The organism is Acidovorax sp., from assembly GCF_034519795.1.
Lineage (GTDB): Bacteria > Pseudomonadota > Gammaproteobacteria > Burkholderiales > Burkholderiaceae_C > Acidovorax.
In genome coordinates this window covers 30,433-44,634 of the sequence record NZ_JAXHOB010000007.1, presented here as the reverse complement: position 1 = coordinate 44,634, position 14,202 = coordinate 30,433, and the positions used below count along the sequence as shown (strand labels likewise).

At 66.8% G+C, this 14,202-nt stretch carries 11 protein-coding genes; 10 read left to right on the top strand and 1 reads right to left on the bottom strand.

Going from position 1 to position 14,202, the window contains the following annotated elements:
* Positions 1-85: 85 nt before the first annotated feature.
* Positions 86-1,048: a LysR substrate-binding domain-containing protein gene (locus tag U5N23_RS06315; RefSeq protein WP_322591953.1), complete on the bottom strand. Its 963-nt coding sequence runs from the start codon at positions 1,046-1,048 to the stop codon at positions 86-88.
* A gap of 118 nt (positions 1,049-1,166) precedes the next feature.
* Between U5N23_RS06315 and U5N23_RS06310 the strand changes: the two genes are divergently transcribed.
* The 10 genes from U5N23_RS06310 to U5N23_RS06265 all read left to right on the top strand — a co-directional run bounded on the left by U5N23_RS06310 (position 1,167) and on the right by U5N23_RS06265 (position 14,199).
* Entirely contained in the window at positions 1,167-2,618 is a 1,452-nt protein-coding gene (locus tag U5N23_RS06310; RefSeq protein ID WP_322591952.1) for an aldehyde dehydrogenase family protein, read from the top strand.
* A gap of 63 nt (positions 2,619-2,681) precedes the next feature.
* The gene (locus U5N23_RS06305; RefSeq protein ID WP_322591951.1) at positions 2,682-3,647 is read left to right on the top strand and encodes an ABC transporter substrate-binding protein; all 966 of its coding nucleotides are present in this window, start codon (positions 2,682-2,684) and stop codon (positions 3,645-3,647) included.
* 110 nt (positions 3,648-3,757) lie between these two features.
* A complete protein-coding gene (gene chvE, locus U5N23_RS06300; protein WP_322591950.1) occupies positions 3,758-4,828 on the top strand; it encodes a multiple monosaccharide ABC transporter substrate-binding protein in 1,071 nt (356 codons plus the stop codon).
* Between the two features lie 99 nt (positions 4,829-4,927).
* Complete coding sequence (mmsA, locus tag U5N23_RS06295; RefSeq protein ID WP_322591949.1) at positions 4,928-6,445, top strand: multiple monosaccharide ABC transporter ATP-binding protein; 1,518 nt, start codon at positions 4,928-4,930, stop codon at positions 6,443-6,445.
* A gap of 170 nt (positions 6,446-6,615) precedes the next feature.
* A complete protein-coding gene (gene mmsB / locus U5N23_RS06290) occupies positions 6,616-7,845 on the top strand; it encodes a multiple monosaccharide ABC transporter permease (RefSeq protein ID WP_322591948.1) in 1,230 nt (409 codons plus the stop codon).
* A 6-nt stretch (positions 7,846-7,851) separates the two neighbouring features.
* Positions 7,852-9,387 carry a sugar ABC transporter ATP-binding protein gene (locus U5N23_RS06285; RefSeq protein WP_322591947.1) on the top strand — a complete coding sequence of 512 codons (1,536 nt, stop codon included), beginning with the start codon at positions 7,852-7,854 and terminating at the stop codon, positions 9,385-9,387.
* Positions 9,380-10,438 carry an ABC transporter permease gene (locus U5N23_RS06280; protein ID WP_322591946.1) on the top strand — a complete coding sequence of 353 codons (1,059 nt, stop codon included), beginning with the start codon at positions 9,380-9,382 and terminating at the stop codon, positions 10,436-10,438. The genes U5N23_RS06285 and U5N23_RS06280 overlap by 8 nt, the downstream gene beginning before the upstream one ends.
* Before the next feature lie 74 nt (positions 10,439-10,512).
* Positions 10,513-11,472, top strand: a complete 960-nt coding sequence (gene yjfF, locus U5N23_RS06275; protein WP_322592343.1) for a galactofuranose ABC transporter, permease protein YjfF — start codon at positions 10,513-10,515, stop codon at positions 11,470-11,472.
* Positions 11,473-11,503: 31 nt separating this feature from the next.
* On the top strand, positions 11,504-13,237 hold the full coding sequence (locus tag U5N23_RS06270; RefSeq protein WP_322591945.1) for an IlvD/Edd family dehydratase: 1,734 nt from the start codon (positions 11,504-11,506) through the stop codon (positions 13,235-13,237).
* A 23-nt stretch (positions 13,238-13,260) separates the two neighbouring features.
* Complete coding sequence (locus U5N23_RS06265; protein WP_322591944.1) at positions 13,261-14,199, top strand: dihydrodipicolinate synthase family protein; 939 nt, start codon at positions 13,261-13,263, stop codon at positions 14,197-14,199.
* Positions 14,200-14,202: the final 3 nt, after the last annotated feature.

The window sequence follows — 14,202 nt, the reverse complement described above, 5'->3', positions numbered from 1 at the left end:
GCGGCCCTTGCGCGGCGGTCCTGGCCTAGGCTGCGACAGTACCGACCGGCCTTGGAATGAATGAGGTTCGTTCAGAGGGCAGTACCTAGTCCCCGGCTTCCAGCCGGCGCCCGTACTGCACCAGGCTGGTCTGCTTGAGCGCCTTCATCATCACCTTGGCGGCCGGTGACAGCAGGCGGTCGGTGCGGGTGATGATGCCGAAGGCGTCCATGTGGCAGGGCATGGCCAGCGGCAGCACCGCCACCATGCCGTGCGATGCGTAGTAGTGCGCCACGTCGGCGCCGACCACGGCGATCATGTCGCTCTGCTGCAGCATGCGCGTCATGAACAGCAGGGCCGCCGTCTCCACCACGTTGACCGGCGGGGCCAGCCCGTCCTGCTGGAACATCAGATCGAACCGGTGGCGCAGCACGCTGCCTGCGGGCGGCACGATCCAGCCGGCGGCCAGCACATCGCGCAGGGTCAACCCGGCCAAGCCCGACAGCGGGTGGCCCGGCCGGGTCACGGCGCAGACCAGTTCCTCGCTCAGCGGCTCATAGCGCAGGTTGGCCTTGTCGTGCTCCTCGAACAAGCGGCCCACCAGGATGTCGAGCTTGCCCTGCTCCAGCCGGTCCATCAGCACCGGGCTGGTCTCGATATCGAGCGAGATGCGCAGGCTCGGGTGCTCCTGCTTGACCAGGGCCACGGCGGCGGGCAGCAGGCTCAGGCCCGGCGAGGTGATGGCCCCGATGCCCACCTGGCCGAAGTGCCCGGTCTTGAGCGCTGCCAGCTCCACATGCGCCTGGTTCAGGCTGGCCAGCGCCATGCGCGCGTGGCGGATCATGGTCTCGCCATACCAGGTGGGGCGCATGCCGCGCGGCAGGCGCTCGAACAGCGAGACCTCCAGCACGTCCTCCAGGTCCTTGAGCAGCTTGGACGCGGCCGGCTGGGTCATGCTGAGCACCTGGGCCGCGCGGTGGATGTTGCCCTCCTCGGCCAGGGCTACCAGCAAGAGCAGCTGGCGCGTCTTCAGGCGTGCGCGAATGAACCAGTGGTTGTAGGTGCTCATGGGGTTTTCCAGAATGCGTAGACGTATATCTATTTTGTCAAAAAAACTATTAGATTGATATCTAAATCGATCTTAGACTTTGCCGCACATCCGCACCAAGGTTCTTTCCAAAGTCCCCATGAAACTCGGCGACACGCAGCAAAACCCCCGGCACCTGATCAATGGGCGCTGGGAGATCGGTACCACCACCGGGGTGAGCACCAACCCGTCGGACACCCGCGAGGTGGTGGCCGAGTACGCCCGCGCCGACCGCAACCAGACCGAGCGCGCCATCCGCGCCGCCGCCGACGCCCTGCCCCACTGGAGCCAGAGCAGCCCCCAGCGCCGCGCCGACGTACTCGACCACATTGGCAGCGAGCTGCTGGCACGCAAGGACCAACTGGGCACCCTGCTGGCCCGCGAGGAGGGCAAAACCCTGCCCGAAGCCGTGGCCGAGGTGGCCCGGGCCGGCCAGATCTTCAAGTTCTTCGCCGGCGAGGCGCTGCGCATCCCCGGCGAGCTCATGGCCTCGGTGCGCCAGGGGGTACAGGTGGACGTGACCCGCGAACCCGTGGGCGTGGTCGGCATCATCGCGCCCTGGAACTTTCCGTTTGCGATCCCGGCCTGGAAGATCGCCCCCGCCCTGGCCTATGGCAACACGGTGGTGTTCAAGCCGGCCGAGCTGGTGGCCACCTGCGGCTGGGCGCTGGCCGAGATCATCGGCCGCTGCGGCCTGCCGGCCGGCGTGTTCAACCTGCTCATGGGCAGCGGCCGCGAGGTGGGCCAGACCCTGGTGGACCACCCGCTGGTGAATGCGATCAGCTTTACGGGATCGGTCGATACCGGAGAGCGCATCCTCAAGTCCGCCACGGCGCGCCGTGCCAAGGTGCAGCTGGAGATGGGCGGCAAGAACCCGCTAGTGGTGCTGGCCGACGCCGACATGGACCAGGCCATCGACTGCGCGCTGCAGGGCTCGTACTTCTCCACCGGCCAGCGCTGCACGGCGTCGAGCCGGCTGATCGTCGAAGCCAGCGTGCACGATGCCTTCGTGGACCGGCTGCGCCAGCGGCTCATGGCCCTGAAGGTGGGCCACGCGCTGGAGCGCGGCACCGAGATGGGCCCGGTGGCCGACTCCAGCCAGCTGGAGCAGAACCTTTCCCATATAGAGATAGCCAGGAGCGAAGGCGCCCAGCATGTCTGGGGCGGCGAGCGGCTCGAACGCGCCACGCCGGGCCACTACATGGCCCCGGCCCTGTTCCTGGCCCAACCCGAGCACCGCATCGCGCGCGAGGAGATCTTCGGCCCCGTGGCCTGCGTGCTGCGCGCCGACGGCTACGAGCACGCACTGGCCCTGGCCAACGACACGCCCTACGGCCTGTGCGCGGGCATCTGCACCACCTCGCTCAAGCACGCCATGCATTTCAAGCGCAACGCCGTGGTCGGCATGACCATGGTCAACCTGCCCACGGCGGGGGTGGACTTCCACGTGCCCTTCGGCGGGCGCAAGGATTCGAGCCACGGCCCGCGCGAGCAGGGCCGCTACGCCGCAGAGTTCTACACCACCGTCAAGACGGGTTACATGCTCGCTTGAATCGGCAGGCTTTTTTCCGCAGTGCATTTCTTTCTTCAACAACAGACAGACAGGAGACAAATGATGAAACTGAACCGCCGGACCCTCGTATCCGCCCTGGCCTGCGCCCCCGTGGCCGGGCTGCTCCCGGGCGCCGCCTGGGCCCAGAAACCCATCGTGCTGGGCTTCAGCCAGGTGGGTGCCGAGAGCGAGTGGCGCACCGCCAACACCGAGTCGATCAAGTCCGCCGCAAAGGAGGCCGGCATCGAGCTCAAGTTCTCCGACGCCCAGCAAAAGCAGGAGAACCAGATCAAGGCCATCCGCTCCTTCATCGCCCAGAAGGTGGACGTGATCGCCTTCTCGCCCGTGGTCGAGTCGGGCTGGGAGAACGTGCTGCGCGAGGCCAAGGCCGCCAAGATCCCCGTGGTGCTGACCGACCGCGCAGTGAACACGAAGGACACCTCGCTGTACGTGACCTTCATGGGCTCGGACTTCGTGGAAGAAGGCCGCAAGGCCGGCCGCTGGTTGGTGGAAAAGATGAAGGACCAAAAGGGCGACGTCAACATCGTCGAACTGCAGGGCACCGTGGGCTCGGCCCCGGCCATCGACCGCAAGAAGGGCTTCGAGGAAATCGTCAAGGCCGACCCCAAGTTCAAGATCCTGCGCTCGCAGACTGGCGACTTCACGCGCGCCAAGGGCAAGGAGGTGATGGAAGCCTTCCTCAAGGCCGAGGGCAAGAAGATCAACGTGCTCTACGCACACAACGACGACATGGCCATCGGCGCCATCCAGGCCATCGAAGAGGCCGGCATGAAGCCCGCCAAGGACATCGTCATCATCTCCATCGACGCGGTCAAGGGTGCCTTCGAAGCCATGATCGCCGGCAAGCTCAACGTGAGCGTGGAGTGCAGCCCCCTGCTGGGCCCGCAGCTGATGAGCGCCGTCAAGGACATCAAGGCCGGCAAGGCGGTGCCAAAGCGCATCGTGACCGAGGAAGGCATCTTCCCGATGGAAGTGGCCGCTGCCGAATTCCCGAAACGCAAGTACTGATGCCGCGGCTGCCGGCTTAGAGCCGGCAGCACGGCAGGAGACCGGCCCCGCGCGCCGACAGGAGGTGTACGAGGGCCGGGCAGAAAACCAGAAAAACAGGAGACAAATTGATGAAACGCACCATTTTCAAGACCGCACTGGCCACTGTGGCCCTCGCCGCCCTGGGCGCCGCGCCGCTGGCACTGGCCCAGGACAAGGGCAGCATCGGCATCTCCATGCCCACCAAGTCCTCATCGCGCTGGATCGCCGATGGCGACAACATGGTCAAGGTGCTCAAGGAGCGCGGCTACAAGACCGACCTGCAGTACGCGGACGACGACATCCCCAACCAGCTCGCGCAGATCGAGAACATGGTCACCAAGGGCGCCAAGGTGCTGGTGATCGCCTCCATCGACGGCACCACCCTCTCGCGCGTGCTGCAGAGCGCGGCCGACAAGGGCGTCAAGGTCATCGCCTACGACCGGCTCATCAAGGGCTCGAAGAACGTGGACTACTACGCCACCTTCGACAACTTCCAGGTCGGCGTGCTGCAGGCCAGCTCCATCGTCGACAAGCTCGGCTTGAAGCAGGGCAAGGGCCCGTTCAACATCGAACTCTTCGGCGGCTCGCCCGACGACAACAACGCCTTCTTCTTCTACGACGGCGCCATGAGCGTGCTCAAGCCCTACCTCGACAGCGGCAAGCTGGTGGTGCGCAGCAAGCAGCTGGGCATGAACAAGGTGGGCACGCTGCGCTGGGACGGCTCGGTGGCCCAGGCGCGCATGGACAACCTGCTCTCGGCCTACTACGGCAAGGACAAGGTGCACGCCGTGCTCTCGCCGTACGACGGCCTGTCCATCGGCATCTTGTCATCCCTGAAGGGCGTGGGCTACTGCACGGCCCAGCAGCCCTGCCCGGTGGTGAGCGGCCAGGACGCCGAGATCCCCTCGGTCAAGTCCATCCTCAAGGGCGAGCAGTTCTCCACCGTGTTCAAGGACACGCGCGAACTGGCCAAGGTGGCCGCCAACATGGTGGACGCCACGCTCTCGGGCAAGCAGCCCGAGATCAACGACACCAAGACCTACAACAACGGCGAGAAGGTGGTTCCGTCGTACCTGCTCAAGCCGGTGTCGGTCGATGCATCCAACTGGAATGCAGTGCTGGTGGGCAGCGGCTACTACAAGGAATCGCAAGTCAAGTAACCCAGGCCTGGGCCAGGAGAGGCAGCGCATCTCCCCTGGTACCAGGGCCACGTGAGACAACAGAGGAAGCCCGCAGCGCTTCCTGCACGAGCCCAGTCCATGATTCTTGAAATGCGGAACATCCGCAAAACCTTCCCCGGCGTGGTCGCACTCGACCAGGTGAACCTGAACGTGCGCGCGGGTGAGATCCACGCCATCGTCGGCGAGAACGGCGCGGGCAAGTCCACGCTGATGAAGGTGCTCTCGGGCGTCTACCCGCACGGCAGCTACAGCGGCGATATCGTCTTCGAGGGCCAGGAGCGCCAGTTCGGCGGCATCCGCGACAGCGAGCACCTGGGTGTGATCATCATCCACCAGGAGCTGGCGCTGGTGCCGCTGCTGTCCATTGCCGAGAACATCTTCCTGGGCAACGAGACGGCGCGCCACGGCGTGATCGACTGGATGGCCGCGCACAGCAAGGCCCAGGCCCTTTTGAGAAAGGTCGGCCTCAAGGAATCGCCCGAAACCCTGGTCACCCACCTGGGCGTGGGCAAGCAGCAACTGGTGGAGATTGCCAAGGCGCTGTCGCGCCAGGTGCGCCTGCTGATCCTCGACGAACCCACGGCCAGCCTCAACGAGAACGACAGCCAGGCGCTGCTGGACCTGCTGCTGGAACTCAAGAAGCAGGGGATCACCTGCATTTTGATCTCGCACAAGCTCAATGAAATATCGCGCGTGGCCGATGCCATCACTGTGCTGCGCGACGGCAGCACGGTCGAGTCGCTCGACTGCCGCACCGGCCTGGTCAGCGAAGACCGCGTGATCCAGGCCATGGTCGGCCGCGAGATGGCCGACCGCTACCCGCCGCGCCAGCCCGACATCGGCCCCACCGTGTTCGAGGTGCGCAACTGGCGCGCCCACCACCCGCAGCATGCCGATCGCGAGGTCATCAAAGGCGTCGACCTGCATGTTCGGCGCGGTGAGATCGTGGGCATCGCGGGCCTCATGGGCGCGGGCCGCACCGAACTGGCGATGAGCATCTTCGGCAAATCCTGGGGCCAGCGCATCAGCGGCCAGGTGCTGCTGAACGGCCAGGAGATCGACGTCGGCACGGTGGAGAAAGCCGTGCGCCATGGCCTGGCCTACGTCACCGAGGACCGCAAGGGCAACGGCCTGGTGCTCAACGAGGACATCCAGTTCAACGTCTCGCTGGCCAACCTGGGCGGCATCTCCACCGCCACGGTGATGGACCACGGGCGCGAGCACCAGATCGCGCAGGACTACCGGCGCAAGTTGCGCATCCGCTGCTCGGGCGTGGACCAGAAGACCGTGAACCTCTCGGGCGGCAACCAGCAGAAGGTGGTGCTGGGCAAGTGGCTCTTCACCAACCCCGAGGTGCTCATCCTCGACGAGCCCACGCGCGGCATCGACGTGGGAGCCAAGTACGAGATCTACACCCTGATCGCCCAGATGGCGGCCGAGGGCAAGTGCGTGATCGTGATCTCCTCGGAAATGCCCGAGCTGCTGGGCATCACGGACCGCATCTACGTGATGAACGAGGGCCGCTTTGTCGCCGAAATGCCCACCGCCGAAGCCTCGCAAGAAAAGATCATGCGCGCGATCGTGAAAGCCAGTTGACATGAAGCACCCCCTGAGTCGCTTCGCGCCTTCCCCCTCTCTCGACTCGCTGCGCGAGTCGGGAGGGGGACGCCCCCAGCGCGGCGGGGCGGCCCTTGCGCGGGGGCACTGGCCTGTATCGCGCCAGTTTCAAGAGCTTCGGACAGCGCACAGCGCTATGGAAAACTGATATGAGCCAGATGACTACCACCCCCACCGCCACGCTCGCCAGCGCCCCTGCCGAGACGCCGGCCCACAACGACAAGCCGCTGCTTGAGCACATCAAGCACAATTTCCGCGAGTACGGCATGCTGATCACGCTGGTGGCCATCATGGGCTTCTTCCAGTACATGACCGACGGCACGCTGATGCAGCCGCTCAACCTCACCAACCTGCTGCTGCAGAACAGCTACATCGTCATCATGGCGCTGGGCATGCTGCTGGTGATCGTGGCCGGGCACATCGACCTGTCGGTGGGCTCGGTCTGCGGCTTCATCGGCGCGCTGGCGGCGGTGCTGATGGTGGAGTACCGCTGGCACTTCCTGCCCGCATCGCTGGTGTGCCTGCTGTGCGGCGGTATGATCGGTGGGCTGCAGGGCTGGTTCGTGGCCTTCTCGCGCATCCCGTCCTTCATCGTCACGCTGGCGGGCATGCTGGTGTTCAAGGGCCTGGCGCTGGCACTGCTGGCCGGGCAATCGGTGGGGCCGTTTCCTGCCGAGTTCCAACTGCTCAGCTCGGGCTTCATTCCCGACCTGTTCAGCGTGGAGGGGCTCAAACTGACCTCGCTGCTGCTGGGTGTGGCCGTGGCCGTCGCGCTGGCCGTGGCCGGGGTGCGGGCGCGGGCCAATCGCTTGAAGCACGGCGTGCAGGCCGAGCCGCTGGCCTTCTTCGTGGCGCGCACGGCAGTGTTCGCGGCGCTGCTGGTCTATTTTGCCTACCTGCTCGCCTCGTACAAGGGCCTGCCCAATGTGCTGGTGGTCATGGCGCTGCTGATCGTGCTGTTCGACTTCGTCACCAGCCGCACCACCATCGGCCGGCGCATCTACGCCATGGGCGGCAACGAAAAGGCGGCCAAGCTCTCGGGCATCAAGACCGAGCGGCTGTCGTTCTACGCCTTCATCAACATGGGCGTGCTGGCGGCCCTGGCCGGCCTGGTGTTTGCCGCGCGGCTGAACACGGCCACGCCCAAGGCGGGCCTGGGGTTTGAGCTCGACGTGATCGCCGCCTGCTTCATCGGCGGGGCCTCGGCCTCGGGCGGCGTGGGCAAGGTCATGGGTGCGGTGATCGGCGCCTTCGTGATGGGGGTGATGAACAACGGCATGTCCATCCTCGGTATCGGCATCGACTACCAGCAGGTCATCAAGGGCGTGGTTCTCCTCGCGGCCGTGCTGGTCGATGTCTACAACAAGAACAAGGCCTGAAAGCCCATGGACGTGACCACCGATCACACCCGTGCCCCCGTGCTGCAGCTCACCGGCATCCACAAGCAGTTTGCCGGCATCCCCGTGCTGCGCGACGTGCAGCTGAACCTCTACCCCGGCGAGATCCACGCCCTGATGGGCCAGAACGGCGCGGGCAAATCCACGCTGATCAAGGTGCTGACCGGCGTGCTCGAAGCCAGCGGCGGGCAGATGCGCCTGGCCGGCCAGGCCGTGTGGCCCGATTCGCCGCTTGCCGCGCAGCGCCTGGGCATCAGCACGGTGTACCAGGAGGTCAACCTCTGCCCCAACCTGTCGGTGGCCGAGAACATCTTTGCCGGCCGCTACCCGCGCTGCGGCTTGGCGCAGGGTTTTCGCATCGACTGGGCCACGCTGCACCAGCGTGCGCGCGAGCTGGTGGCGCGCATCGGCCTGTCTATCGACGTCACGCGCCTGCTCTCGGACTACCCTGTGGCCGTGCAGCAGCTCGTGGCCATCGCCAGGGCGCTGAGCATCGAGGCCAAGGTGCTGATCCTGGACGAGCCCACCTCCAGCCTGGACGACGACGAGGTGCAAAAGCTCTTCGAGGTTCTGCGCCGCCTGCGCGGCGAGGGCCTGGCCATCGTCTTCGTGACGCACTTTTTGAACCAGGTGTACGCCGTGTCGGACCGCATCACCGTGCTGCGCAACGGTGCCTGGGTGGGCGAATGGGCCGTCGCCGACCTGCCGGCGCAGGCGCTGATCAATGCCATGCTGGGGCGCGAGCTGACGGCCCAGTCCAGCGAACCGCCTGTTTCGCCGCAATTCGATGGCGCAAGCGCCGCCCTGCTGCAGGCCGAAGGCCTGGGCCAGGGTGGCCAGTTGCAGCCCGTGGACCTCAAGGTGCGGGCGGGCGAAGTCGTGGGTCTGGCAGGTCTGCTGGGATCGGGCCGCACCGAGCTGGCACGGCTGCTGTTCGGCCTGCAGGCGCCCGACAAGGGCGTGCTGCGCATTGATGGCCGCACCGTCACCTTCTCCAATCCCATGGATGCGATCCGCGAGGGCCTGGCCCTGTGCCCCGAGGAGCGCAAGACCGATGGCATCGTCGCCGAGCTCTCGGTGCGCGAAAACATCGCCCTGGCGCTGCAGGCGCGCATGGGCATGGGCCGCTTCCTGTCGCGAGCCGAGCAGACGGCACTTGCCGAGCGCTATGTGCAGCTGCTGGGCATCAAGACCGCGAGCGTGGACACGCCCATCGCGCTGCTCTCGGGCGGCAACCAGCAAAAGGCGATTCTCGCGCGCTGGATGGCCATCGAGCCGCGCCTGTTGATCCTGGACGAGCCCACGCGCGGCATCGACGTGGCGGCCAAGCAGGAAATCATGGAGCAGATCCTGCGCCTGGCCGATGCCGGCATGGCCGTGGTCTTCATCTCCTCCGAAATGAGCGAGGTGGTGCGCGTGGCGCACCGCATCGTGGTGCTGCGCGACCGCCGCAAGATCGGCGAACTGCCTGCGGGCAGCAGCGAAGAAGCCGTGTACGAACTGATTGCCGCCGAAAATGCCTGAAGCACCCTCCCCCTCCCCTTCCCTGCTGGCCGCTGCGCTGCGCCACCGGCTCACCTGGCCGCTGGTCACGCTGGCCCTGCTGCTGGCCGTGAACACGGCGTTCAACGCCAGCTTTCTGCACATCGAGTGGCGCGATGGCCACTTCTACGGCAGCCTGGTCGACATCCTCAACCGCGCTGCACCGCTGGCCCTGGTGTCGCTGGGCATGACCCTGGTGATCGCCACGCGCGGCATCGATATCTCGGTGGGCGCGGTGGTGGCCATCGCCGCCGCCGTGGGCGCCTGGATGATCGGCGGCTCGGTCTCGGGCGGCGAGAGCCGCTTTCCCCTGCCGCTGGCCATCCTGGGCGCCATCGGCGTGGCGGCGCTGTGCGGGCTGTGGAACGGCCTGCTGGTCGCCAAGGTGGGCATGCAGCCCATCATCGCCACGCTGATCCTCATGGTGGCTGGGCGCGGCATTGCCCAGCTGATCACCGACGGGCAGATCATCACCATCTACTACGCGCCCTTCTTCTTCCTGGGCGGGGGCTACCTGCTGGGCCTGCCGTTTTCGCTGTTCGTGCTGGCCGCCGTGTTTGCCGGGCTGTACCTGGCGGTCACGCGCACGGCGCTGGGCCTGTTTATCCAGGCCGTGGGCATCAACCCGACGGCGGCGCGCGTGGCCGGCGTGCAGTCGCGCCGCCTGGTCGTCGCGGCCTACACCTTCTGCGGCGTGTGCGCGGGCATCGCCGGGCTGCTCATCAGCTCGAACGTGAAGAGTGCCGATGCCAACAATGCCGGCCAGATGCTGGAGCTCGACGCCATCCTGGCCGTGACGCTGGGCGGCACGGCGCTGACCGGCGGGCGCTTCAGCCTGGTGGGCAGCGTGATTGGCGCGCTCATCATCCAGACGCTGACCTATGCCATCTACTCGCTGGGCGTGCCGCCCGAAATCAACCTGGTGGTCAAGGCCGTGGTGGTGTTCATCGTGATGCTGCTGCAGTCGCCCGACTTCCGCGCGCAGATCGGCGCCCTGGTGCGTCGGCCCGCGGCCGGGGGAGCCCTGTCATGAGCGGCGGACACAGCCCCACCCTGGATGGGGCCCCCACCGCTGCCGCACCAGCCCGCCCCACCACGCCCACCCGCATGCGCCTGAACCCCAAGTACCTGCCGCTGGCGGCCACCATCGCGCTGTTCGTGGCCATGGCCACGGCGGGCTCGGTGCTCTACACCGGCTTCTTCTCGGCCCAGGTATTCCTGAACCTGCTGATCGACAACGCCTTCTTGATCATCGTTGCGGTGGGCATGACCTTCGTGATCCTCTCGGGCGGCATCGACCTGTCGGTGGGCTCGGTGGTGGCGCTGACCACCATGGTGCTGGCCAGCCTGGTGGAGCACCACCACTGGAGCCCCCTCGCAGCCATCCCGCTGGTGCTGCTCATGGGCACGGTGTTCGGCGCCTTCATGGGCTTTCTGATCGAGCGCTTTCGGCTGCAGCCCTTCATCGTGACGCTGGCGGGCATGTTCCTCGCGCGCGGCCTGTGCTACCTGATCAGCATCGACTCGATCAGCATGGCCGACGAGACGTATTCCGCGATGGCGCAGTGGCGCCTCGAACTGTGGGAGGGTGCCTCGCTCTCGCTGGGGGCGCTGGTCGCCATGGCCGTGCTGCTGGCCGCGATCTTCGTTGCACACTGCACACCGTTCGGCCGCAACGTGTATGCCGTGGGCGGCAACGAGCATTCGGCCGTGCTCATGGGCCTGCCGGTGCGCGCCACGGTGATCGGGGTGTACACGCTTTCGGGCCTGTGCTCGGCGCTGGCCGGCGTGGTGTTCACCTTCTACATGCTCTCGGGCTACGGCCTGCACGCCACGGGCATGGAGCTCGATGCCATCGCCGCCGTGGTCATCGGCGGCACCCTGCTCACGGGCGGCGTGGGCTACGTGGCCGGCACGCTGTTCGGCGTGCTGATGCTCGGAATCATCCAGACCCTGATTTCCTTCGACGGCACGCTCAGCTCGTGGTGGACGCGCATCGTCGTCGGCGTGCTGCTCTTCGTTTTCTGCCTGCTGCAGCGCCTGCTGACGCACCGCACCTCCAAGTGACCCCGCATCTCCCTCTCCCCCAAAAACAACCATGAACACCTCCCCGCGCAAGCTCCGCTCCGCCGAATGGTTCGGCACCGCCGACAAGAACGGCTTCATGTACCGCAGCTGGATGAAGAACCAGGGCATCCCGGACCATGCATTCGATGGCCGCCCCATCATCGGCATCTGCAACACCTGGTCCGAACTCACGCCCTGCAACGCCCACTTCCGCAAGATCGCCGAGCATGTCAAGCGCGGCATCTACGAGGCGGGGGGCTTCCCGGTCGAGTTCCCGGTGTTCTCCAACGGTGAATCCAACCTGCGCCCCACGGCCATGCTCACGCGCAACCTGGCCAGCATGGACGTGGAGGAAGCCATCCGCGGCAACCCCATCGACGCGGTGGTGCTGCTGGTCGGCTGCGACAAGACCACGCCCGCCCTGCTGATGGGTGCGGCCAGCTGCGACGTGCCGGCCATCGTGGTCACGGGCGGGCCCATGCTCAACGGCAAGCTCGATGGCAAGGACATCGGCTCGGGCACGGCCGTGTGGCGCCTGCACGAATCGCTGAAGGCCGGCGAAATCAACGAGCACCAGTTCTTCGCGGCGGAAGCCGGCATGTCGCGCTCGGCCGGCACCTGCAACACCATGGGCACGGCCTCCACCATGGCCTGCATGGCCGAGTCGCTGGGCACCTCGCTGCCGCACAACGCGGCCATACCGGCCGTGGACTCGCGCCGCTATGTGCTGGCGCACATGTCGGGCCGGCGCATCGTGGAGATGGCGCACGAAGGGCTCACGCTCTCGAAGATCCTGACGCGCGAGGCCTTCGAGAACGCCATCCGCACCAATGCGGCCATCGGCGGCTCGACCAACGCCGTGATCCACTTGAAGGCCATCGCCGGCCGCATCGGCGTGCAGCTGGATCTGGAGGACTGGACGCGCATCGGCCGCGGCACGCCCACCCTGGTGGACCTGCAGCCCTCGGGCCGCTTCCTGATGGAGGAGTTCTACTACGCGGGCGGCCTGCCTGCCGTGCTGCGCCGCCTGGGCGAGAACGGCCTGCTGCCCCACCCGGGCGCGCTCACCGTCAATGGCAAGAGCCTGTGGGACAACGTGCGCGAGGCGCCGCAGTACAACGACGAGGTGATACGCCCGATCAACAACCCGCTGATCGCCGATGGCGGCATCTGCATCCTGCGCGGCAACCTGTCGCCGCGCGGCGCGGTGCTCAAGCCCTCGGCGGCATCGCCCGAACTGCTCAAGCACCGGGGGCGTGCCGTGGTGTTCGAGAACCTGGAGCACTACAAGGAGCGCATCGTCGATGAAGACCTGGACATCGACGCCAGCTGCGTGATGGTGATGAAGAACTGCGGCCCCAAGGGCTACCCCGGCATGGCCGAGGTGGGCAACATGGGCCTGCCGCCCAAGCTGCTGCGCCAGGGCGTGAAGGACATGGTGCGCATCTCCGACGCGCGCATGAGCGGCACCGCCTACGGCACCGTGGTGCTGCACGTGGCGCCCGAAGCCGCAGCCGGCGGACCGCTGGCCGCCGTGCGCGACGGCGACTTCATCGAGCTCGACTGCGAGCAGGGCCGCCTGCACCTCGATATCAGCGACGAAGAGCTGGCTGCGCGCCTGGCCGCGCTGGCCAACACCGACATGGGCGGGCGCGGCGGCTACCAGCGCCTGTATGTGGACCATGTTCTGCAGGCCGATGAGGGCTGCGACTTCGACTTCCTGGTCGGCTGCCGGGGCGCTGCCGTGCCGCGCCATTCGCACTGATGACCACTTCTCTCGACAACGACATGCCAACCACAACCCCTGCCAAGCCCCCCCGCTACCGCGGCATCTTCCCCGTGGTGCCCACCACCTTCCACGAAGATGGCACCCTCGACCTGGCCAGCCAGAAGCGCTGCCTCGACTTCATGATAGCTGCCGGCGTGGACGGCCTGTGCATCCTGGCCAACTTCTCCGAGCAGTTTTCCCTGTCGGACGCAGAGCGCGAGACGCTCACCCGCCTGTCGCTCGAGCATGTGGCCGGCCGCGTGCCGGTGATCGTCACCACCACCCACTACGGCACCCGCGTATGCGCCGAGCGCAGCCGCGCCGCGCAGGACATGGGCGCCGCCATGGTGATGGTGATGCCGCCCTACCACGGCGCCACCTTCCGCGTGCCCGAGGCGCAGATCTACGAGTTCTATGCCCGGGTGTCGGATGCCATCGGCATTCCCATCATGGTGCAGGATGCGCCCGCCAGCGGCACCGTGCTGTCGGCCCCGTTCCTGGCACGCATGGCGCAGGAGATCGAACACCTGGCCTACTTCAAGATCGAGGTGCCGGGAGCGGCCAGCAAGCTGCGTGAGCTGATCCGACTGGGCGGCGCAGCCATCGAAGGGCCGTGGGATGGCGAGGAGGCCATCACCCTGCTGGCCGACCTGGATGCCGGCGCCACCGGCGCGATGACGGGCGGGGCGTTTCCCGATGGCATACGCCCCATCCTCGAAGCGCACCGCCAGGGTGATGCCGACCAGGCCTTTGCGCTCTACCAGCGCTGGCTGCCGCTCATCAACCACGAGAACCGCCAGGGCGGCATCCTGACCGCCAAGGCGCTGATGAAGGAAGGCGGCGTCATCGCCTGCGAGGCCGGGCGCCACCCCTTCCCGGCGATGCACCCCGAGGTGCGCCGGGGGCTGATCGACATCGCGCGCCGGCTGGACCCGCTGGTGCTGCGCTGGGGCAAGTAGTCC

Bases quoted from the DNA above. Each gene is read 5' to 3' on its own strand.
- U5N23_RS06270 (WP_322591945.1), top strand. From the start codon at position 11,504: ATGAACACCTCCCCGCGCAAGCTCCGCTCCGCCGAATGGTTCGGCACC.
- mmsB (WP_322591948.1), top strand. From the start codon at position 6,616: ATGAGCCAGATGACTACCACCCCCACCGCCACGCTCGCCAGCGCCCCT.
- U5N23_RS06310 (WP_322591952.1), top strand. From the start codon at position 1,167: ATGAAACTCGGCGACACGCAGCAAAACCCCCGGCACCTGATCAATGGG.
- chvE (WP_322591950.1), top strand. From the start codon at position 3,758: ATGAAACGCACCATTTTCAAGACCGCACTGGCCACTGTGGCCCTCGCC.
- U5N23_RS06265 (WP_322591944.1), top strand. From the start codon at position 13,261: ATGCCAACCACAACCCCTGCCAAGCCCCCCCGCTACCGCGGCATCTTC.
- yjfF (WP_322592343.1), top strand. From the start codon at position 10,513: ATGCGCCTGAACCCCAAGTACCTGCCGCTGGCGGCCACCATCGCGCTG.
- mmsA (WP_322591949.1), top strand. From the start codon at position 4,928: ATGATTCTTGAAATGCGGAACATCCGCAAAACCTTCCCCGGCGTGGTC.
- U5N23_RS06280 (WP_322591946.1), top strand. From the start codon at position 9,380: ATGCCTGAAGCACCCTCCCCCTCCCCTTCCCTGCTGGCCGCTGCGCTG.
- U5N23_RS06315 (WP_322591953.1), bottom strand. From the start codon at position 1,048: ATGAGCACCTACAACCACTGGTTCATTCGCGCACGCCTGAAGACGCGC.
- U5N23_RS06305 (WP_322591951.1), top strand. From the start codon at position 2,682: ATGAAACTGAACCGCCGGACCCTCGTATCCGCCCTGGCCTGCGCCCCC.
- U5N23_RS06285 (WP_322591947.1), top strand. From the start codon at position 7,852: ATGGACGTGACCACCGATCACACCCGTGCCCCCGTGCTGCAGCTCACC.